Genomic DNA, 21,663 nt, shown 5'->3' with positions numbered 1-21,663 from the left:
AACATCATCACATTGAGATAATGCTTTTTCAACAGCTTGAACTTTAAATTCTTGAGTAAATCGACGTCTCATTTTATCTGCCTCTATTAAAAGTTAGAGGCGACAACTATCCTGACACAGGGGGCTTTATCCTCGCTAACTTTATCCTCGCTAACTTTACCCTCGCTAACTTTACCCTCGGTAACTTTATCCTCGCTAACTTTACCCTCGGTAACTTTATCCTCGCTAACTCATTCGACTACCCATTGTAAACTCGCACCGTGTTGCCTTAACCATTTTGTTGCTTGCTTATAATCAGGATAAAACTCACTGACGCGCTGCCAAAATGCGGCACTGTGATTTAAATATTTCAAGTGAGCTAGTTCATGCACAATTACATAATCAATAATACTCTGCGGCGCACTGGCTAATAACAAATTAAAGGTCAATTCTCGTCGTCGATTACAACTGCCCCAACGACGCTTATAAGTATGAATGCGAATACTGCTAGGTAAAGCCTCTGCCATTTTTAGGCAATAAGCATGTACACGCATTTCAATATAATTTTCTAATTGCTCATGTAAAAAACTTTCGAGCAAGGTTTGGTACATTGGCTGCTGATGCTTAACCCGTCCAGAAAGATTTAGCTGTAACACATTCCCCTGCTGATTTTTTACTAGCTGCCATGCGCTGCGCGAGCTGACACCATAAGTCAGTATCATAGGTTGTGAAAAAACCAGTACGCGATTATCTTGTAATGGGTATTGGCGAGTATCAAGCATTTGACTTTGCTTATTAATTTGCGCATTGATCCAGTCAGTTTTACTTAGCAGCCAGCTTTCAAGTTCCTTTTTAGCAACCCCAACAGGCGCATAAACTGTGACACTTTGTTGCTGGACTTTGATAGCGACAGTTTTGCGGCGGCGACTACGTTTTAATGTATATTCAAACAAACCTAACTCTTGTAATTGACCGACAGTCATTGAACTAATTAACAGGTCACTATAATACCTTGCAAAATAACTGCTAATCTATAACTAAGTAGAATTAAATAAAGCGATATCAAACATGCCTGATAAGCCTTGTTGTCGTTATACCTCTCCCGATGGCCATCATTGTCAAGAAACAGACATGGGCTCAGGTTTTTGTTTTTGGCATGATGCCAAATTTGATAAGTCAGGCTTAGATCTGACCCAAAAATTAGAGCGCTATGCAAAAAAGGGAGGATTATTACAGGGATTGCAATTAAAACGCGCTAACCTCAATGGGCTTAATTTGATAAAACAAGATGATGAGGATGGTTTTGATTTATCTTACAGTAATTTTTATCGTGCAACGCTCACCAACGCTCACCTGTTTAATAATAAAATAGCCCACAGTTCACTGATGAAAGCCAACTTGCACGAAGCAAGCCTGCATTACTGCAACCTACAAGATACAAATTTATTGGGTATAAAACTAAACAACACCCGTATTGATAACATTGAGCTAGGCGCTGAACTATTACAGGAAAAACAAGCTAAAGCAGCGCTTAAACATACAGATAAAAGCGCAGCCCTTGACTTATTTGAACAATCAGAAGAAATATTTCGCAATTTACGTAAAGCATCAGAACAACAAGGCTTATTTGAACTGGCGGGTAATTTCACGTACAAAGAACTGCGGATGCGTCACGCACAATATCCACGGGGTTCAAAAAAACGATTAGCCTCGAGCTGTATTGATATGTTGTGCGGGTATGGTGAAAAGCCTGAAAATGTGATCCGTTTTAGTTTGTCACTGATCATCTGCTGCGCCCTGTGTTATTTTATTTTTGGGGTGATGGATGCTGGTCGTATTATGCAGTTCAATCCGGCGGCAACATTAAGTGATAATTTATTAGCCCTACTTAATAGCTTTTATTTTAGCGTGGTTACTTTTACAACCTTAGGATATGGCGATATTACTCCGGTTGGTTTCTCCCGATTCGTTGCTGCAGTTGAAGCGTTTTGCGGGAGTTTCTCTCTGGCACTATTCGTAGTCGTATTTGTCAAACGTATGACCCGATAATTACCGATTACTTTATCTGCGAAAATAAATAGTTCAGCTAAATACCTGCTATAAAACTGGTTATAAATGATGCTATCATTACGCACAATGAAACTTAGCGAATTGATTTTAAAAAGTTTTTGATTTTGTTAAATTTTGCAGCTAAATATGTAAACAAATAACAGGCATTTGCGCAAAATTAATTAATTGTCTTAACATATATTTCAGGTGATATTAGTTATTACTGAAATAACAGTGTATTGAGCCGTTATGCTTACCGCTTTTTTTATTACCGATCACGATCCGAGCCTTCTTATTAATGGTGTTTATGACCCATTTTTAGTCGCTCTGTCTGTTTTAACGGCTATTTTCTCTGCATTTTTTGCAACTTACATGATCGATCTGGCCAAAGAAACACGCTTCAAAAGTTATCAAAAATTAGCCAACTCAACGGCTTCCTTGGTACTTTCTGGCGGTATTTGGAGTATGCATTTTATTGGTATGTTGGCATTTTCACTGTGTACAAATATCAGCTACGACCCAACACTCACCTTTTTATCTTTCATTCCAGCATTTTTAGCCTGCCTAACTGGCGTGTCATTATTAGTAAAAAATAACGCCACTATTTTCAGTTTAATACTGCCCTCGGTACTACTCGGCGCAGGTATCGGCACTATGCATTACAGTGGTATGGCAGCAATGGAATTGAGCCCGCTGCTACGCTACGATCCATTGATGTTTGGGTTGTCAATTATCGTTGCCGTTGTACTGGCGTTTATATCTTTATATGCTCGCTTTAATATTAAAAAGCACCTCCCAACACTAAATTCTTTGCAGACGCGGTTGATCAGCGCAATCATTTTGGGTTTTGCTGTTGCAGGTATGCATTACATGGGAATGGCGGCAACACGGTTTGTTGCAACCTCGCCATTAATTGGTAATGACAGCGCCAGCTCAGAACTTACATTTGTTGCTATTAGCGTAGTGTTCGCCACCATTATTCTAACCGCGATAGTTGCTATCATTAACGGTATGGTACGCTATCGCATGTTACTTGAAGAAAAAACAGGGAATGAATCTCGCTTAGAGGCTATTTTATCGACCGCTATAGATGGCATAGTAACAATTAACAATCGCGGTATTATCTTAAGCTTTAATAACGCTGCAGAGAATATTTTCGGCTGGCATAGCACTGATGTAAAGGGTAAAAACATAAAAATGCTGATGGCAGATGATATCGCAGCCGAGCATGATGAATATCTATTAAAGGCACATCACATCGATTTAGGTAAAGTTATTGGCGTCAATCGTGATGTTCTTGCTAAACATAAACAAGGTCACCTATTTCCTATTCGCTTAGGTATTGGTGAAGCAAACCAGCCAGGACAAGAGTCAATATTTGTTGGCTTTATTACTGACTTGACTGAGCAACGCAAACTACAACAAAACCTCATAGCGAAAGAACAACAATACCGCTCGCTGATGAATAATATGCCTGGCGTGGTATTCCGCTGCCAGTTGGATAAAAGCTGGAGCATGATTTTTATTAGCCCTAGCATTAATGAAGTAACTGGCTATGTCCCATCGGAATTTATCAATCAGCATATTCAGTTTAGTGATTTGATTTTTAAAGATGATAACAAACGCATCAATAAATCGGTCGAGCAAGCGATCGCTGCTAAATCGCAATACTCAATTGAATACCGACTACGTCATCGAAGTGGCAAGCTAATTTGGGTGCTTGAGAAAGGTAGCTTTGAGTTCAACAAGCAAGGTGAAGCGATTTGGATCGACGGCGTTATTATCGATATTAGTGAACGTCGTGAATACGAAGATAAATTAAAGTTGGCGAAAATAGCCGCCGAAGATGCAGCTCAAGCCAAACAGTCATTTATGGCGAATATGAGTCACGAAATTCGCACACCGATGAATTCGATTATTGGCTTTAGTGATTTATTGATGGATACCCCACTTGATCAAGACCAACAAAAGCACTTAATTATCGTAAATAATGCGGCTCGCTCGCTGTTACGGCTATTAAATGAAATATTGGATTCTGCAAAACTTGAAAAAGGTAAGCTGACCATTGAATTAGTGCATTTTAATCTTCAAGCGGTGCTTGATAGTATTATTTCTACATTTTGGTTAGAAGCAAAAAAGAAAGATCTAGAACTAACACTTACCATCAAAGAGTCTGTTCACCCTACTTATTACGGTGATCCAGACCGAATTCGCCAAGTTTTAACAAATTTAATTGGTAATGCAGTTAAGTTTACAGCTCAGGGCTCAGTGAATGTCACTGTCAGTACGACACAAAATAATTACTTATTTTTTGAAGTACAAGATACCGGTATTGGTATTGCTAAAGATCGTCTTAAAGCGGTATTTCAGCCTTTTGAACAAGCTGACGGGACTACTACACGTCGTTTTGGTGGCACTGGACTTGGTACTACTATCAGTAAGCAACTCGTTGAGCTGATGGGTGGCATAATCAACGTAGTCAGTGAAGAAGATAAAGGCAGCTGCTTTTATTTTTCATTGCCTTTAGAGGTCGGTGATGAAACCCAAGTCAATTACTTTGATAAGTTGCATACGCAATTACCTAAGCTGCGCATTTTAGTCGTTGATGACATAGCACAAAATGTTGAGCTACTACAGTTATTATTGTCGCGAGATCAGCATACGATTAGCTCTGCAAGCAACGGCTTAGAAGCGATCGCTATTTTTGAAAAACAAGATTTTGATGTCATTTTAATGGATATCCATATGCCTGAATGTGACGGTATTGCCGCGACCGAAAAAATTCGTGAAATTGAGCAACAACGACAGCTAAAAAAGACTCCGATCATTGCGCTCACCGCCAGTGTTTTACAGCAAGATAAATTAACGGCTAGAAAAGCGGGTATGAATGGCTTCGCCAATAAGCCTGTTGATATCAATCAATTGAATCAAGAGATTGCGCAAGTGCTTGGCTTTGGTTTAAATATAGAAACGCAAATTGCTCACATTGATCCCGCAGCACAGCATATTGATTTTAAAAAAGGACAGCAACTTTGGGGCAGTAAGTGTAAACAGCTGAGCGAAATACACCGTTTTTTTAAAGAGCAGCAGGCAACATGTGACATTATCTTTAATGATGGACTAAATGCCTTAAAAGATATTAATGGCACATTACATACCCTTAAAGGCTTATCTGGTAATTTAGGTTTACCGACTATGATGGCCCTACTTTCAACCTTAGAAAACAGCCAAGCCCCTGAGCAGCAGGCGCAAATAATTCAGCAATTGCAGATAGAGTTTAATGCGGTCAATGAGTTGTTAGCTAGAAAAACCAGCAGCTGTATAGCAGTGCAAAGCAGCGAAAAAAATACCCAAGTACTATCGCTCAGCGAATTTAAAATACTGTGTGAACAACTGCGTAAAGACGCAGAAAATGCAGAGCTCAATGATGAGTTGTTAGCAACATTAGCAGACAATGCCCCCGCTACTTATCAAAGTGATGTGGATGCATTAATCGAATATTTCGACCAGTTTGACTTTGACAATGCCCAGAGTACTCTTATTGCATTAATAGAGCTGCTCAATCAGGCAGCAAATTTGGAAACACACTGATGGACTTACTAACCGAACGCCCACGAATTCTTATTGTTGATGATGAACCCGCCAACCTTAAAGTCATGCGCGAAGTATTAGGGAATCAATATCGCCTCTCTTTTGCTAAATCGGGTGATGCCGCGCTCGCGTTAGTTGAAAAAGAGCCACCCAAACTCATTCTACTCGATATTATGATGCCAAATATGAGTGGTTTTGAAGTATGTCAGCTGCTTAAACAAAACCCTGCTACTGAGCATATTCCAGTCATTTTTGTGACTGCACTTGCGGATGAAAGTGACGAGTTTAAAGGTTTTGAAATTGGCGCGGTAGATTACATAACCAAGCCTATTAGTCCTGCAATCGTAAGAGCGCGTGTTAAAACTCATTTATCCCTAGTTCAGGCTGAGCAGCTAAAGTTGGCTCACGTTGATTTAGTCCATCGTTTAGGGTGCGCTGCCGAGTATAAAGACACCGATACTGGCGAGCATATTGTGCGCATGAGTAAATACAGTAAAATTTTAGCACTAGCCTATGGAATGACTGAACAACATGCTGAGCTTCTCAAACAAGCAGCACCGATGCATGACATTGGTAAAATCGGCATTCCCGATGCAATCTTGCTTAAACCAGGGAAATTAACAGCCGAAGAATTTGAACACATGAAACAGCATGCCAAAATCGGCGCTAAAATTTTAGCAAACTCGTCATCGCCGTTATTGCAGCTCGCCTATATACTTGCGATGGAGCATCATGAAAAATGGGATGGATCAGGTTATCCAAACGGTCTTAAAGGTGAGGAAATTTCGATTGAAGGACGTATTGTGGCAATCGCCGATGTATTCGATGCACTTACCTCTAAACGTCCCTATAAGCAAGCTTGGAGCGTTGATGAAGCCATAAGTCATATGCGCGAGCAAGCTGGTAAACACTTTGATCCTCAGCTTATCGCACTATTTGAAGGCCAGCTAGATGCTGTTTTAGCAGTGTACTCTGCCTACCAAGGCTAACCATATGCTAGATGTTGGCCGAGATATATGCATAGTCATGAGAGGTGATTTCATGACTATTACCACTTAAATCCTGAAAATAAACAGAGTATGTAACTTTGTGATCAGCAACCACGGTTTTAATATTTAAGTCAGCCAAATGCTTAAGCCAAGCGATAAACTGCTCTCCAGATGCGCCAAATGCAATCCCTTTACTACTGCCCTCTCGCTCAAATAACGCTAAGCGAATAGTTGCCGCAGGATCTTCTAGTGTTAAAGGCCCAGTACCCTCATCCCAAAAAGCAAGCTCTGGCACAATATTAAATCCAAGGACTGTTTTGTACCACGTGACGGCTTGCGCAAGGTTAGTCACATTTAAATGGCAATGATCGACACCAGATAAAGTAGGCATTGCCATTAGCCAATCTCCGACTTAAGTTGTTCAATAAATACCTGCATATATTCAGTACGACGCACCGCTTCTGCTTTTGCTGAAGGTGTATTCATACTCTGTGCAATATGTAATAGCTTGATGAAGAAGTGATCTAATGTATACAAGCTGTCATCCGGGCTGCGGTGGGCGCAAAATGGATCGTCAGGGTGATATAAATTGCGTCCGATTGAGCCCCCTACTTTCATACAGCGGCTGACACCAATTGCTCCTAAGGCATCCATACGATCAGCATCTTGAACGATTTGTGCTTCCACACTTTCAATTGCAATGTTAGCGCTAAAACTATGGGCTACAATAGCATGATGAATGGCATCAAAATATTGCGCGTCATACCCTATTGACGCTAAAAATGAAATTGCTTTATCTGCGGCCATTGTTGAAGCTTTAGCGCGATCCGGGTGGTTTTTAGCCACTGCAACACAGTCATGCAACCATGCTGCGGGTAACACCACGTCCATCGAAGCATCTTCAGCAAAGCAGAGCTGTTTTGCAACACGCACGACTCGTTCAATATGGGTAATATCGTGGGCGACATCAGCACTCACTAACGACAAAATAAAAGCACGGCAATGATTTTCTAGCTGTTGCAACGGCTCAGATAATACTAAAACGGGCAAACGTTGTTCCATAAATCCTGTAATTTCAAATTAATGCATTGAATTACTGTTACTTTACCGCGGTTATAGGCTGTTGTGCAAAACATTCATTGTATGTTCGAGCCTGCTTCACTAAAATACGCTCTTAATTTATCCGTAATGAGAAGCCTAATGTCATCTGTCGTATACCTAGAAGCTGGTCGTGAAAAATCACTAAAAAGAAAACACCCATGGTTGTTTTCAAAAGCCATCAAAAAAATAAAAGGTAAGCCAGGTTTAGGTGACACAGTGACCATTCACGATAGTAATGGTAAATTTTTAGCTACAGCGGCTTACAGTCCGCACTCACAGATCCGCGCGCGTGTTTGGAGCTTTGATGAAACAGAAATCATCGACCAAGCTTTTTTTGAACGTCGCTTACGTCGTGCCTTTGCGGCACGCGAGCAAGTAATTACTGAAGGTGGCTTAACGGGATTTCGGTTATGTGCCGCCGAGTCTGATTTTTTACCAGGTGTAACCATTGATAAATTTGACAACTTTTTAGTGTGTCAGTTATTAAGTGCCGGTGCTGAGCGCCATAAAGGTGAAATAGTTGGCGCTTTAATCGCTATTTTCCCAGGCTGTAACGTGTATGAGCGCTCTGATGTCGATGTGCGCACCAAAGAAGGCTTAGAGCCGACTATGGGCGTGTTATGGGGTAATAAGCCTGAGCAGCCAGTATTAATTGAAGAAAATGGTTTTAAAATTGAAGTAGACATTCTCGAAGGTCATAAAACCGGTTTCTACCTTGATCAACGTGATAGCCGTGCTGCATTAGAGCGTTTTTCAAAAGATAAAAGAGTACTTAACTGTTTTAGCTACACAGGTACCTTTTCATTGTATGCACTGCGTGGCGGCTGCGAGCATGTTACTAACGTTGACGTATCGCAACCCGCGCTTGATACCGCAAAACGTAATGTCGAGCACAATAATCTTGATTTAGATAAAGTTGACTTCATAAAACAAGATGTATTTAAATTACTACGCCAATACCGTGAAGATGGGGTGTTATTCGATACTATCGTTATGGACCCACCTAAATTTGCTGATAACAAAGCACAACTAACGGGTGCGTGTCGTGGCTATAAAGATATCAATATGATTGCCATGCAAATTCTTAAACCAGGTGGTACGTTGCTTACGTTCTCATGTTCAGGTTTAATGGAGCAAAATTTATTTCAAAAAGTGGTTGCTGATGCAGCCCTTGATGCTGGTAAGGATTTGTTGATCATGGAGCGTTTAAACCAAGCTGCTGATCATCCAATCGCAGGCAGTTACCCTGAAGGTTTTTACCTAAAAGGCCTGATCTGTAAAGTTTACTAAACTGACTGCAACTAATTAACCTGAGTTCATCAGGTTAATTAAACTGCATTATTTCTAGCCCAGCGGTTACCGTGCCATCACTTTCTTTGCTGGCACGAACGACTTTTGCTGTTGCATCAAGTGGTGCAATGGCAGGGCTGGTCGAATCAATATTCACCTTCACAATGGTGCCCAGTTCAAGTAATTCATCCAACTGCAGTGACAACCCAGTTGCACTTAAATCGACACATACAGCATCAAAATGTTGATCAGCGACTGGCTCAAGTGTGGTTAATTTTGCCTGTGCATTTAATTGCATACGTCTAAAATTACGTTTATCTTCATTTAGCATAATAACTCCTAAACAACCGTATTGATTTTTTCTAATAACCCCACGACCGAAAAAGGCTTCACCACATAGGCATCGCAACCGGCATCAAAACCAGCTTGTTGTTCCTGCACGGATTCTAAGCCTGACACCATAACAACAGGAATATTACGAGTTTCAGGGGTGTTCTTCAACATTCGACACGTGTCGTAACCATCTAGGCCGGGCATACATACATCGAGTAAAATCGCATCCGGTGGATTTGCAATAGCCGACGATAAACAGCTCTTACCTGATTCAGCATAACTGAGCTCAAAATCCGCTGATAAAGCGACTTTGAGCATTTCAAAATTAAAGTACTCGTCATCTACAACTAGTAAACGCGGGTGTGTATTAGCGGATGAGCGCATGGTTAATATCAGTTCCTTCTCATCTAACAAATATTTCCTTCCAAGGTATTCGATGTTTACTAAATACCAAACTCAATCAATTTCTTTCAGAGCATTCAATACACGCTTAGCTGAAATCGGATACGGTGTCCCTAACGTTTGCGCAAACAAGGATACTCTAAGCTCTTGTTGCATCCAAAAAATATCCTGCAATTGTTGCGGAGCAGGCATTCCAGGCGGCACTTTTTTCAGCTGTTTTTGATACTCTTGAGCAACCTTTTCTAACTCAAGTACACATAATCTGTCACGATTTGGATCAACTGGCAACTTTTCTAAGCGTTTTTCTATTGCTTTTAAGTAACGAATTAAATCACTAAGTTTGTCTGCGCCATGATTTGAAACAAAGCCTTTGAATACCAAAGATCCCAGTTGGCTTTTTATATCTCCATGTGCAGTGATCATGGTTAAATCAACTCGCCCTTTCATTTTTTTATGTAACGCATGCGCAATACTCAACACTTGCTCAACTTGGGTTGCAATAGCAACAACCGCATCGCCGAGCTCACCGCGCACGTGCTCTTTTACTTGCTCAAACGCTTGTTCGGTGCGTACATCGCCTAATTTTACCAATAAACTGTCAACACCTGCGGCAATACAGTCATCAATTAAATCAGCAACCTTACCAAACGGATTAAAATATAGACCTAATTTAGCCTTATTGGGTAAGTTTTGTTGCAAATATTTTATCGGCGAAGGTACATTCAGTAATACCAAACGGCGTAACCCCTGCTGATGGGCAGTTTGCGCTTTAACTTCGTTATCAAATAGCTCCACTGCCGCCGATGATTTTTTATCTACCAGCGCAGGATACGCTTTGATTTCATACTGGCCTTGTTTTTTCACATAGGATACCGGTAACTTGCCAAAATCCCATTGCAATAGGTCAGCTTTTTCAATGCCTTTATCTGCCACTTTAGACAGCGTTTGCGTCACTTTACCCTGCAATTGCGCTTTGAGTTTCGCTAAATCCATACCTCGGGCAAGTACATTATCTTTTTCATCACGAACTTCAAACTGCAGTCTTAAGTGAGTCGCAAGGGTGGTTAAATCCCAGGCCTCTGGATCAACTTTTACACCTGTCATACGTAATAAACGCGTACTGAGTGCCTCAATGAAGTTACCTTGCATAGGCTCGATTGCTGCAAGAACCGCATCTGCGTAATTTGGCGCAGGCACAAAATTACGACGTAGTGATTTAGGTAAAGATTTAATTAAACCGGTGATCAACTCATGACGAAATGCAGGAATATGCCAGTCAAAGCCAGCTTCTTCTACTTGGTTTAGTAAGGCCACCGGAATTTGCACTGCAACCCCATCGACCGCTTGGCCTGGATCAAAATGATAGCTCAACGGCAACATTAAATTACCTTGTTGCCATACATCGGGGTAATCAAACTCAGTAACACTATCAGCACCGTGTTGCATTAAATCATCACGTGTCATTTGCAAGTAATGTTTATCCTGCTGCTTTTGCGTTTTATACCATTTATTAAATGCTGCACGACTGTTTATTTGAGCAGGAATTTTCTTATCGTAAAACTCATATAAGGTTTGCTCATCAACTAAAATATCACGACGGCGGCTTTTATTTTCTAGAGTTTGAATATCTTCAATCAGTTCGCGATTAAACTGCAAAAACCCTTCATTTTGACCTAAATCTTGCTCTACTAAGGCACTGCGAATAAACAAGTGGCGGCTAACTTTCGGGTCAATGTTACTGTACACACAGCGACGCTTTGACACTATGATCAGCCCGTATAATACCTGCTGTTCGAAAGCGATCACTGCGCCGGGCTTTTTCTCCCAATGCGGCTCACTGTAACTGCGTTTTACTAAGTGTTGTGCTAATGGTTCAACCCAATCGATGTTAATTTTGGCATTAATACGTGCATATAATTTACTGGTTTCAACCAGCTCTGCCGACATCAACCATTTTGGGCTTTTCTTAAATAATCCAGAGCCTGGGAATACATGAAACTGACTGTTGCGAGCGCCTTTATATACTTGCTTTTCATCTTTAAAACCAATGTGACTGAGCATGCCACTCAATAGCGCTTGATGGATTTTATCGCCATCGGCAACATTGCTGGTCGCTTTCATGCCCATTTCATTGCACACAGTACTGAGCTGATAAACGATATCTTGCCACTCACGAATACGCATATAAGCGAGCATATCCTTTTGGCACAGCTTTCTGAATTGGCTGTTACTTAGCTCACTTTGCTGCTCTTCTAAGTAATTCCATAAATTTAAAAAGGCGATGAAATCTGAATCAGGATCGTCAAAACGGCCATGCTTTTCGTTTGCAGCAGCGCGTTTTTCTTGCGGGCGCTCGCGTGGATCTTGAATCGATAACGCCGCCACAATAATAATCACTTCACGCAGCGCACCCAGCTTTTGTGCTGTTAGTACCATTTTAGCTAAACGCGGGTCAACCGGTAAGCGGCTCAGTTCAATACCCGATTTAGTAAGCTGTGTATTGCTATTATGACGAGTGGGTTTAACCGCTTCAAGTTCCTCTAGTAACGTTAAGCCATCGTTGATATTACGGCTATCTGGTGCTTGTACAAATGGGAACTCGGCCATATCGCCCAACCCTAAGCCAAGCATTTTTAAAATAACGGAGGCTAAGTTAGTACGTAGTATTTCTGGATCAGTAAACTCTGGGCGCGAATTAAAATCATCTTCAGCATATAAACGAATACAAATACCCGCTTCAACACGGCCACAGCGGCCTTTTCGCTGATTGGCACTGGCTTGTGATATTGGCTCAATCGGTAAACGCTGCACTTTAGTACGATAACTATAACGGCTAATGCGCGCGGTACCAGGATCAATAACGTATCGAATACCCGGCACAGTAAGTGAGGTTTCAGCAACGTTGGTCGATAAAATAATATGACGACGACTATGGGGAGCAAAAATACGGTTTTGTTCTGCGTTAGAAAGGCGCGAATACAAAGGTAAAACATCCGCTCCTTTTAAATTACGTTTACTAAGGGCATCAGCAGTATCGCGTATTTCCCGTTCACCATTTAAGAAGATTAAAATATCGCCTGGGCCTGCTTGGCACAGCTCATCAACGGCATCAAAAATACCTTGCAGCTGGTCGCCTTCAGCCTCCATATCATTTTTATCAATTTCAACCAAAGGACGATAACGCACATCCACCGGAAATGTTCGCCCTGACACTTCAATAATCGGTGCATCATTAAAATGCTTTGAGAATCGCTCTGGATCAATGGTCGCAGAGGTAATAATTATTTTTAAATCAGGACGCTTTGGTAATAGGTTTTTCAAATAACCTAAAATAAAATCAATGTTTAAACTACGTTCATGAGCTTCATCAATAATAATGGTGTCATACTGGTTTAAAAATCGGTCTTGTTGAATTTCCGCCAGTAAAATACCGTCAGTCATCAACTTTATATAGCTGTTATTTGATACTTGATCGCTAAAACGAATTTTAAAACCCACTTGCTGGCCAAGTTCACATTGCATTTCATGAGCAATCCGATCCGCGACACTGCGCGCAGCCAAACGTCTTGGTTGGGTGTGACCGATATAACCATCAACGCCACGGCCAAGTTCTAAACACATTTTAGGAATTTGCGTGGTTTTACCTGAGCCGGTTTCACCCGCGATAATAACCACTTGGTTATTGGCGATAGCCTCTTTAATGTCGTCTTTTTTCTGACTGACGGGGAGCTGCTCAGGGTAAGTTACTTTAGGTAACTGAGCTAAGCGCACCTCTCGCAATTGTTGGCTACGTGCTATATCTGCAGTGATTTTTTCAATCACGGCTGCTTGTTTTGTTTCATCGGTTATTTTTTTTATGCCGTGAAGGCGTTTTTTAAAGATGAATTGATCTTTTCTTAAACACGTTTTTAGTTCACCAAACAATTGACCTAGGTTAACCACCCGCGACTACCTTATAAAATTTGAGTAAAGACGAGCGATTGTAGCAAACTTCGCCGCAGGGGTTAACTTTGCTGCGATATAAAATGTAATAACCAAAGCTTAAAACAATAAAAAAGGCGCTAATTAAGCGCCTTTCATGTTCTTTGGGCAGAACAATTGCTGTGTTTTATTTATAGAGCAGCGAAAACTTCATCTGTTTTGGCAGCGCAAATAAAATCATTTTTGTGTAAGCCTTTAATTGAATGGCTCCACCACGTTACCGTTACTTTGCCCCACTCTGTTAGCAAGCCCGGGTGATGGCCTTCATCTTCAGCCATATCACCTACTTTATTAGTAAAAGCGATGGCTTGTTTAAAGTTTTTAAATTTATAAACACGCTCTAATTGCATAATACCGTCGCGTACTTCAGGCACCCAATCTGGGATCATTTTAATTAATTCAGCTAACTCGATATCTGATACTTGTGGAGCGTCTACGTGACAGGCTTCACATTTTTGTGCGCTTAATGATGACATCTTAAATCCTTAACTTGCTAATTTTTCTTTAGGAGGAAATTTTGGGTCATGTAACCCTAATTCTTTTGCTTGCGCAACTAACGCCATAATATCCAGCTGTGAAATATCAAATAAATCATGGATAGAATTAATGGTGTAGTACAAAGGCTGCATAATATCAATTCGGTACGGCGTGCGTAATACATCCAATACATTCATCGGGTTGATCTCGGGCTTATCTGAATACACGTATTGTGTTTCACCTGGACTTGATAAAATACCGCCACCATAAATACGCAGGCCATCATCTGTTTGCATTAGGCCAAACTCAACCGTAAACCAATACATACGGGCAAGGTAAACCCGATCTTTTTTCTCGGCAGCGTAACCTAACTGGCCATATTTATGCGTAAACTTGGCAAAATCAGGATTAGTAAGCATTGCACAATGACCAAATATTTCATGAAAAATATCAGGTTCTTGCAGGTAATCAAACTCTTCACGGCTACGAATAAAGGTTGCGACTGGAAATTGCTTATTTGCTAATAAACGAAAGAATTCATCAAAGTCGATTAAAGCTGGCACAGGCGTAACTTGCCAGCCGGTAGTCGCTAGTAATACTTCATTAAGCTCACTTAACTGCGGAATACGGTCATGAGGCAGGTTTATTTTTTCAAGCCCTTCCATGTATTCATTGCAAGCTTTGCCTGCAATACATTTTAGTTGGCGTGCGACTAGTTCTGACCATATTTTATTTTCTGCTTCGCTCCAATGGATAACGCCATTTTCATCTGGTGTCTTGGAGGTGTATTTACTTGCTTTAGCCATAATAACCTTCTTAGTGTTAAACCGATATCGGTGTCAACCTGTTAAGGAGATACTAAGCAAATGTAAGGCAAAGTTTAATAGCTGAGACAATATCAGCTATTAGCACCAAACCGCCTTTTGTACACCAAACATTACACTTTAAGATCAAAAAGTTTACAGCGCTATTTTTAAAGGGCTAGAAGCAATGTAAATTGTAAGATTAAATTTACAGCCTATACAATAAAAGTAAAAGCGCGGTTAAGGTCGTTAATTATATCGTTAACATCTTCAAGGCCAACAGATAGTCTGATCAGACCATCGCTAATACCCGCAGCTGCTCTTTCTTCGGGTGAATACGGTGAATGAGTCATCGATGCCGGATGTTGAATGAGTGTTTCGGCGTCTCCTAAACTCACGGCGAGTGTGCACAATTGGGTATTATTAATAAACTGCTCGCCATCTTTTAGGCTGCCTTTTAATTCAAAGGCAATAACGCCACCAGCCGCTTTCATTTGCTTACCGATAAACTTAAACCCTGGGTGAGATGCAAGTCCGGGGTAATAAACGGTATTAACTTGGGGATGCTGCTCTAAAAATTCAGCAATAATTTGCGCACTTTCACAATGACGCTGCATTCGTATCGCTAAGGTTTTTAAACCACGATTAATAAGCCATGCATCGTGTGGACTGATTGTTGCACCAATATCTTTAAGTACGGTCATTTTAATTAATGTAATGTGCTCTTGACTGCCACACACCAAACCAGCCACAACATCACCGTGACCATTTAAATATTTAGTAGCACTGTGAACAATTAAATCAATGCCATAATCAATTGGCTTTTGCAGTAACGGCGTGAGAAAGGTGTTATCTATTACACTGATCAAATTGTGTTGTTTTGCCACTTGTCCTATTAACGCTAAATCAATTACCGCCATAGTTGGATTAACTGGGGTTTCGGCAAAAATCATTTTTGAATTTGGTTTAATTGCATCGCGTAATTGCTGCTCATCGGTCATATCTACAAACGTCACTTCAATCCCCCAACGCGGCAACATATGTGCGAAGAAAGCAAACGTACAGCCATACAAAGCGCTTGATGCGACTAAATGATCGCCTTGCGATAAAAAACTTAATACCGATGCAGAAACCGCGCCCATTCCTGTGGCTGTTGCTGCAGCGGCTTCGCAACTTTCAAGTTGTGCGACTTTTTGTTCAAGCTCTGTCGTCGTCGGGTTACCTAAACGGGTATAAATATAGCCCGGTTCTTCACCAGCAAAACGTGCTGCACCTTGCGCGGCACTGCTAAAATGAAACGTTGAAGTTTGGTATAAAGGAGCAGTAAGTGCACCATGCGGATCATTGGCTTTTTCTGGTCCATGGATACATTGGCTGTCGATGTGGAGTTTGTTCATTGTCTGATCTTTTTTGATTATTATTGATTTCATAATCAAAACGTATCGCAGGATAAAGCACAAGCATGCCAGATGCTCAGATGGCTATAAATTTGGATGTAGTTAGTACAGTGGCCGTTCACCACTGTACAGATTTATTGTCAGCTCGTTTCTTTCGTGCCAGCTCCTGACGGCGAAGCTTTGCGGCTCATAATTTTGCTGGCAATCAATTGCGCAGTACCTTTAAGCAAGCTGCGCTTATGCTCAAGTCGTGGTAAAGGACGGCTTAGTTCCATCGCTTTATAACCAATGCGTGCGGTAAATATACCCGCGCTTAAGCCTTGTGCTGCACGTCCTGATAATTTACCTAGTAATTCAGCACTGAGCGCTGTAGCAGCTAAATCCGATACTAACTCAGCACTGCCAACAAACATCACTTGCTTGATCAACATACGATAGAGCTTGATCCGGCTAGCATAACCAAATCCGATACCGTAAATCTTACCTATTTGCTCAATCAGTTTTGTGCCCCGCCAAAGCACTGCCATCATATCCACCAGCGCTAATGGACTTAATGCCACTAACAAGCCTGATTCAGTGGCAAAACGGTTGATCAGCTTTTTAGCTTGAGTATCTTGTTTCACTAACAAACTATCGGCGTACAAGGTCATGATCTCTTTATCGCTATGATGGCTATCAATGCTTGCTTTAAACTCATCAAAGCCGGTTAACTGCTGATGTTTATTGAGTTTTTCAAGCCAAGGTAGTGCCCCACCAACCTGTTCGCTATTGAGCAAGCGATCCGCTTCATGACGATGTAATTGATTGCGCTTTAAGCTGCGCAACATTCTATATTCGCGCCATAACAAGCGCCCCAATAACAACACGCCACTGAGCACTGCAATTAAATATACGCTGCCTAAGATGATGGATTGCTGAAATGTCACAACCATAGAAAATATAAATTCAGCTAACACTAAAGTTATAAAGCTAATCGCAAACACCCCTTTCAGAGTTTGCCATTTTGACTTTTTATAAACAGGGGTTAAATCAATCTCTTCATCTTGGGGCTCATCGATAACGTGCTCATATTCATACTCCCCTTGATCGATCACTTTAGCTGGGGTCAAGGTAAGTTCATTGTCTATTGGCTGTTCACTAGTATCAATACGTCTGCCGGCTTGAAAGCCTGAAGCGGTCTTGCTCATGTTAGTTTGTCTCCTAAAAGGTACTGCATGACATGATCTAAACGAATGTGTTTTAGTTGCTTGTCTGGACTTGGCATTGGTGCAAACGATAAAAACTCAAAACCATGGCTTGGCCACTCACCTTTATTGAGCATGCGCATTGGTGGCTGCGGTGGTAAGTAGGTCAACCATTGCGACTCTGATAACGGCTTACCATAAATACAATTGAGGGTTTTACCTTGCTCAACCACTTGTTTTGGCATGGTTGCCGTAATAGATGACATCGCCATAGTTTCTATTTTAACGCCATCAAATTTTAAGTGATTACTTTGCTCGTGCACTAATGAGTCCAACAACAGCGCTAAATCTTTATGGTGTGCACTACTAATATGATCTGACTTATTCGCAGCAAACAATAGTTTATCTATATTGGGTTTAAACAAGCGTTTTAAAAAGCCAGTTTCGCCATAGTTAAAATGCGCAAGTAATTGTTTGATCACATCTCCTTGCTCTTGCAGCGTCTCAGGCCCTTCATTGAGCGCACTGAGCACATCAACAAGCACTATTTGCCGATCAAAGTTGCGAAAGTGTTGTGTATAAAATGGCTTAACCACTTCTTTCACATAAGCATTAAAGCGTTTTTGCAAGTGCGCCAAGTTAGACCCTGCAACCACCTCATCATTAGCCTGCGCAACTGGGAAAAACAATAATAACGGTGCACCTTGTAATTCACCGGGCATCAGCATGCGTCCAGGTTGTAGCATCGCCAATTTAGTGTCTCTTTTAAGACTCACTAACAGCGTTTGGTAGTGCGTAGCAATCGCGCTTAGCGCACTTTCATCTACCGGTGCAGTTAAATCAAGTTCGCTCAGTGCAGTTAAAAATGCTTGTGCCTTTTCAACCCGAGGAGAGCGCTGTAACAGTGCATATTGCTGCTCACTCCATTGTTGATAGCTTTGCTCTAGCATAGGTAAATCAAGCAGCCACTCACCGGGGTAATCAATAATGTCTAAATATAAGGTTGATTGCGGTGCAAAGTGACCACGTAAGCCTGCGTCACTCCGGTATTTAATTGCTAGGCGTAAAGTATTTATGCGCTCGGTTGATGCAGGCCAGTGTGGTTGTCCTTCAAGCGGCAATAAAGCACTTAGGGCTTTAGGGTAATCGAATGTAGGAATGGTCAGCGCTTGTTGCGGTACTATTTTTGTGGCGATATGGCGCTGTTGCTGCATAACATCAAAAAACGGTAAGTTTTTGTCTGTTGCTTGGCTGGTTAAATGCTTTACTAAAGCGGTAATAAAAGCGGTTTTACCACTGCCACTGAGGCCAGTTACCGCTAATTTTACGTGTTGATCTAAACTACGGTGAACAGCTTTTTCAGCCTTACCTTTGAGTTTATTAAAGGCGTTTTTTGCAGATGAAGTGTTTATCATAATGAGCTAGCACTTCAGCGCCATTATAAATTAGGTGGCTAAAGTGCTATTAAGTCCTTTACAGCTTATTGATTTCACGGCTAACCGTAAACTCGGTTGAAGTAACATAACGTTCCATATCTTGTAAACGTATATCAACACGTCCCAAACGGTCTTTTAAATCTTGTAAAGCACGACGTGGTGGCTCACCTTTTTGCCATACTTTAAATTTTACTTCAAGAGGATCTTCGTGTTTTGCCGCATCAGTTTTGCTTTGTGCATTGGCAGGTTTTTTATCTAAAATAAACCACGCTGCGATGTAAGCCACAACAAACAACGGGCCACCAGCTAGTAACACTGCCGTTACTACGATAATACGTACTAACCACAATTCCATATTGAAATAATCACTGAGCCCTGCACATACACCGGCTATTTTACCACGTGCTGGATCTCTTAGCAGTTCACGTTTAGCACTCATACCTTACGCCTCCACTGTGGGGCCTCTTGATCAAGTAGTGCTTCTAAAGTTTCTACTCGGTCAGCCATTTTATCTGCTTTTTGAGCAAGCTCAAGTAACTGGCGGTGTTCGTGTTCGCTCAAGCCTTGGCTTACTTGCTTTTTACTTCGGTAATGTAAAATTAACCAAAGGGGTGCTACCACAACCATAAAAATGATAATTGGAGCAACAAACACTTCTGCATCAAACATAACCCTCTCCTACACATCCATTAATTTATCAAGCATAGGGGGATGACTCCCCCTTTATTTATTATCTTTATTTATCAGCAAGCTTCTTTTTAAGTGCTGCTAATTCATCATCGATTTTTTCGTTTTGCTGTAACTCAGCAATTTCATCAGCCAATGACTTTTTGCCTAAGTCGTACGATTCTACTTGTGATTCTAGTCCATCAATCTTAGTTTCGTAGCGCTCAAAGCGATTTAATGCATCTTCAACTTTAGAGCTGTCTAATGCTTTTTTCACCTCTAGGCGTGACTCAGCTGAGCGTTGACGTAAAATAATCGCTTTTTGACGTGCTTTTGCATCCGCTAACTTGTCTTGTAGCGTACTTACTTCCTGTTGCAGCTTATCAATGTGAGATTCTATGTGACTGAGTTCATCTTCAACAGCAGCAACCGCTTGTGCTGACTTTTGCTTTTCAAGCAATGCAGCACGGGCTAGATCATCACGGTCTTTGCTCAATGCCAGCTCGGCTTTATCTTGCCATTGAGCGACTTGCTCTTTTAATGTATCGACACGACGTACTAATTCTTTTTTCTCTGCTAATGTTTTCGCAGAGGTTGAACGTACTTCAACTAATGTGTCTTCCATCTCTTGGATGATCAGACGTACCATTTTTTCAGGATCTTCTGCTTTATCTAAAATGGCATTGATATTAGAATTAACAATATCTGCAAAACGCGAAAAAATTCCCATAACATTTACCTCTGTAGTGTTTAACTTAATTGGTCTGCTGTTACTGTTACAATATGCTTGCCAACTTTATAAAACATAAAATACAGTAATATTTTCATAATGTTAAACTAAAAATACAAATTCCTTTAGTTCTCCCTAATTATGAAATACACTAACTGTTAGTAAAAATGACTAAGAGTTAGGGAATATGAGCCAATTTCGCCAACAAGATAATTTACTCGGCCAATCAGACAGCTTTTTAGCGGTACTTGATCAAGTTTCACAGCTGGCAAGTTTAGATAAACCAGTACTGATTATTGGTGAACGTGGCACAGGTAAAGAACTGATCGCCGCCCGTTTACACTTTTTATCAAAGCGCTGGGAGCAAAGCTACATCAAGCTCAACTGCGCGGCACTTAACGAAAACTTGCTTGAAAGCGAATTGTTTGGCCATGAAAGTGGTGCCTTTACCGGCGCAAGTAAACGCCACGAAGGACGCTTTGAACGTGCCAATGCCGGCACGCTATTTTTAGACGAACTAGCAAATACCTCTGCCATGGTGCAAGAAAAACTATTACGGGTAATTGAATACGGTGAATTTGAGCGAGTCGGTGGCAAACAAACCGTCAAGGTCGATACTCGCTTAGTCTGCGCAACCAATGAAGACCTTCCTTATTTAGCCGAGCAAGGTGAATTTAGAAGCGATTTACTCGACAGGCTCGCATTTGATGTAATCACTTTACCGCCACTGCGCGAACGTCAGGAAGACATCATGTTACTCGCTGAGCAATTTGCGATGAATATGGCCCGTGATTTGGACTGGCAACTATTCAGTGGTTTCACCCGCAGTGCTGTGGAAATACTGCAAGGGCATGATTGGCCAGGTAATATACGTGAACTTAAAAATGTCGTGGAACGAAGTTTATATCGCCATGGCAGTGAACATATTCCCGTTCACCAGATTATTTTAGACCCATTTGAAAGCCGCTTTAGACCCAAGCAACGAATTAAAAAACTCCCCACTACAGCCGTAGAAGCAGCTCCTGTTGCAGTTGTCGCCAATGAACCGATAGTTGCAACAAGTACCCCGCAATTTCAGTTTCCATGTAGCTTAAAAGACCTCTCAAATGAATTTGAAATTGATTTAATAAAAAAAGCGCTTGAATATAGTCAATTTAATCAAAAGAAAACTGCAGAAGTACTTGGTTTAACGTATCATCAACTACGAGGCTATTTGAAAAAATACAACTTGTTAGATCAACAATAATAGTCAGAG

At 41.1% G+C, this 21,663-nt stretch carries 19 protein-coding genes; 5 read left to right on the top strand and 14 right to left on the bottom strand.

What is annotated here, in order from left to right; genetic code table 11:
* Positions 1–230: 230 nt before the first annotated feature.
* Positions 231–962, bottom strand: coding sequence for a M48 family metallopeptidase (locus H5182_RS19965; RefSeq protein WP_145241412.1), 732 nt, complete (start codon positions 960–962; stop codon positions 231–233).
* Between the two features lie 85 nt (positions 963–1,047).
* On the opposite strand from H5182_RS19965, the gene H5182_RS19960 reads away from it, so the two are divergent.
* From H5182_RS19960 to H5182_RS19950, 3 genes are all read left to right on the top strand, one after another.
* Positions 1,048–2,028, top strand: a complete 981-nt coding sequence (locus tag H5182_RS19960) for an ion channel (RefSeq protein ID WP_145241414.1) — start codon at positions 1,048–1,050, stop codon at positions 2,026–2,028.
* A 249-nt stretch (positions 2,029–2,277) separates the two neighbouring features.
* Positions 2,278–5,619: an MHYT domain-containing protein gene (locus tag H5182_RS19955; RefSeq protein ID WP_182758985.1), complete on the top strand. Its 3,342-nt coding sequence runs from the start codon at positions 2,278–2,280 to the stop codon at positions 5,617–5,619.
* Positions 5,619–6,608 carry a two-component system response regulator gene (locus H5182_RS19950; protein ID WP_182760498.1) on the top strand — a complete coding sequence of 330 codons (990 nt, stop codon included), beginning with the start codon at positions 5,619–5,621 and terminating at the stop codon, positions 6,606–6,608. The genes H5182_RS19955 and H5182_RS19950 overlap by 1 nt, the downstream gene beginning before the upstream one ends.
* A gap of 7 nt (positions 6,609–6,615) precedes the next feature.
* On the opposite strand, the gene H5182_RS19945 is transcribed toward H5182_RS19950, so the two are convergent.
* On the bottom strand, positions 6,616–7,005 hold the full coding sequence (locus H5182_RS19945) for a VOC family protein (RefSeq protein WP_145241420.1): 390 nt from the start codon (positions 7,003–7,005) through the stop codon (positions 6,616–6,618).
* Complete coding sequence (locus tag H5182_RS19940) at positions 7,005–7,670, bottom strand: HD domain-containing protein (RefSeq protein WP_145241422.1); 666 nt, start codon at positions 7,668–7,670, stop codon at positions 7,005–7,007. Before H5182_RS19940 ends, H5182_RS19945 begins: the two co-directional genes overlap by 1 nt.
* Positions 7,671–7,808: 138 nt before the next feature.
* Here H5182_RS19940 and H5182_RS19935 point away from each other — a divergent pair, with 138 nt between their 5' ends.
* Positions 7,809–8,999, top strand: coding sequence for a class I SAM-dependent methyltransferase (locus H5182_RS19935; RefSeq protein ID WP_145241424.1), 1,191 nt, complete (start codon positions 7,809–7,811; stop codon positions 8,997–8,999).
* 34 nt (positions 9,000–9,033) lie between these two features.
* Here the strand turns inward: H5182_RS19935 and H5182_RS19930 are convergent, their stop codons facing one another.
* The 11 genes from H5182_RS19930 to pspA form a co-directional block, all read right to left on the bottom strand.
* Positions 9,034–9,330, bottom strand: a complete 297-nt coding sequence (locus tag H5182_RS19930) for a PilZ domain-containing protein (protein WP_145241426.1) — start codon at positions 9,328–9,330, stop codon at positions 9,034–9,036.
* An 8-nt stretch (positions 9,331–9,338) separates the two neighbouring features.
* Positions 9,339–9,716 carry a PleD family two-component system response regulator gene (locus H5182_RS19925; protein WP_145241521.1) on the bottom strand — a complete coding sequence of 126 codons (378 nt, stop codon included), beginning with the start codon at positions 9,714–9,716 and terminating at the stop codon, positions 9,339–9,341.
* A gap of 72 nt (positions 9,717–9,788) precedes the next feature.
* Positions 9,789–13,676 (bottom strand): ATP-dependent RNA helicase HrpA, encoded by a 3,888-nt coding sequence (gene hrpA / locus H5182_RS19920; protein ID WP_182760497.1) that lies wholly within the window; start codon positions 13,674–13,676, stop codon positions 9,789–9,791.
* A gap of 170 nt (positions 13,677–13,846) precedes the next feature.
* Complete coding sequence (locus tag H5182_RS19915) at positions 13,847–14,191, bottom strand: 4a-hydroxytetrahydrobiopterin dehydratase (protein ID WP_145241430.1); 345 nt, start codon at positions 14,189–14,191, stop codon at positions 13,847–13,849.
* A 9-nt stretch (positions 14,192–14,200) separates the two neighbouring features.
* On the bottom strand, positions 14,201–14,998 hold the full coding sequence (phhA, locus tag H5182_RS19910) for a phenylalanine 4-monooxygenase (protein WP_145241432.1): 798 nt from the start codon (positions 14,996–14,998) through the stop codon (positions 14,201–14,203).
* A 212-nt stretch (positions 14,999–15,210) separates the two neighbouring features.
* The gene (megL, locus tag H5182_RS19905; protein ID WP_182735743.1) at positions 15,211–16,392 is read right to left on the bottom strand and encodes a methionine gamma-lyase; all 1,182 of its coding nucleotides are present in this window, start codon (positions 16,390–16,392) and stop codon (positions 15,211–15,213) included.
* A gap of 140 nt (positions 16,393–16,532) precedes the next feature.
* A complete protein-coding gene (locus H5182_RS19900) occupies positions 16,533–17,579 on the bottom strand; it encodes a TIGR01620 family protein (RefSeq protein WP_182718140.1) in 1,047 nt (348 codons plus the stop codon).
* The gene (locus H5182_RS19895; protein ID WP_220497113.1) at positions 17,576–18,991 is read right to left on the bottom strand and encodes a YcjX family protein; all 1,416 of its coding nucleotides are present in this window, start codon (positions 18,989–18,991) and stop codon (positions 17,576–17,578) included. The genes H5182_RS19900 and H5182_RS19895 overlap by 4 nt, the downstream gene beginning before the upstream one ends.
* A 58-nt stretch (positions 18,992–19,049) precedes the next feature.
* Positions 19,050–19,451 carry an envelope stress response membrane protein PspC gene (pspC, locus tag H5182_RS19890; RefSeq protein WP_145241438.1) on the bottom strand — a complete coding sequence of 134 codons (402 nt, stop codon included), beginning with the start codon at positions 19,449–19,451 and terminating at the stop codon, positions 19,050–19,052.
* Entirely contained in the window at positions 19,448–19,681 is a 234-nt protein-coding gene (pspB, locus tag H5182_RS19885; RefSeq protein ID WP_145241440.1) for an envelope stress response membrane protein PspB, read from the bottom strand. The genes pspC and pspB overlap by 4 nt, the downstream gene beginning before the upstream one ends.
* Positions 19,682–19,748: 67 nt before the next feature.
* The gene (pspA, locus tag H5182_RS19880; protein ID WP_145241442.1) at positions 19,749–20,408 is read right to left on the bottom strand and encodes a phage shock protein PspA; all 660 of its coding nucleotides are present in this window, start codon (positions 20,406–20,408) and stop codon (positions 19,749–19,751) included.
* Positions 20,409–20,595: 187 nt separating this feature from the next.
* Here pspA and pspF point away from each other — a divergent pair, with 187 nt between their 5' ends.
* A complete protein-coding gene (gene pspF / locus H5182_RS19875) occupies positions 20,596–21,654 on the top strand; it encodes a phage shock protein operon transcriptional activator (RefSeq protein WP_182760496.1) in 1,059 nt (352 codons plus the stop codon).
* The last annotated feature ends 9 nt before the right edge of the window (positions 21,655–21,663 follow it).

This window comes from Pseudoalteromonas sp. SG44-17 (assembly GCF_014164235.1).
In the GTDB taxonomy this organism is placed as follows: domain Bacteria; phylum Pseudomonadota; class Gammaproteobacteria; order Enterobacterales; family Alteromonadaceae; genus Pseudoalteromonas; species Pseudoalteromonas rhizosphaerae.
This window is presented reverse-complemented; position numbering and strand designations above follow the sequence as displayed.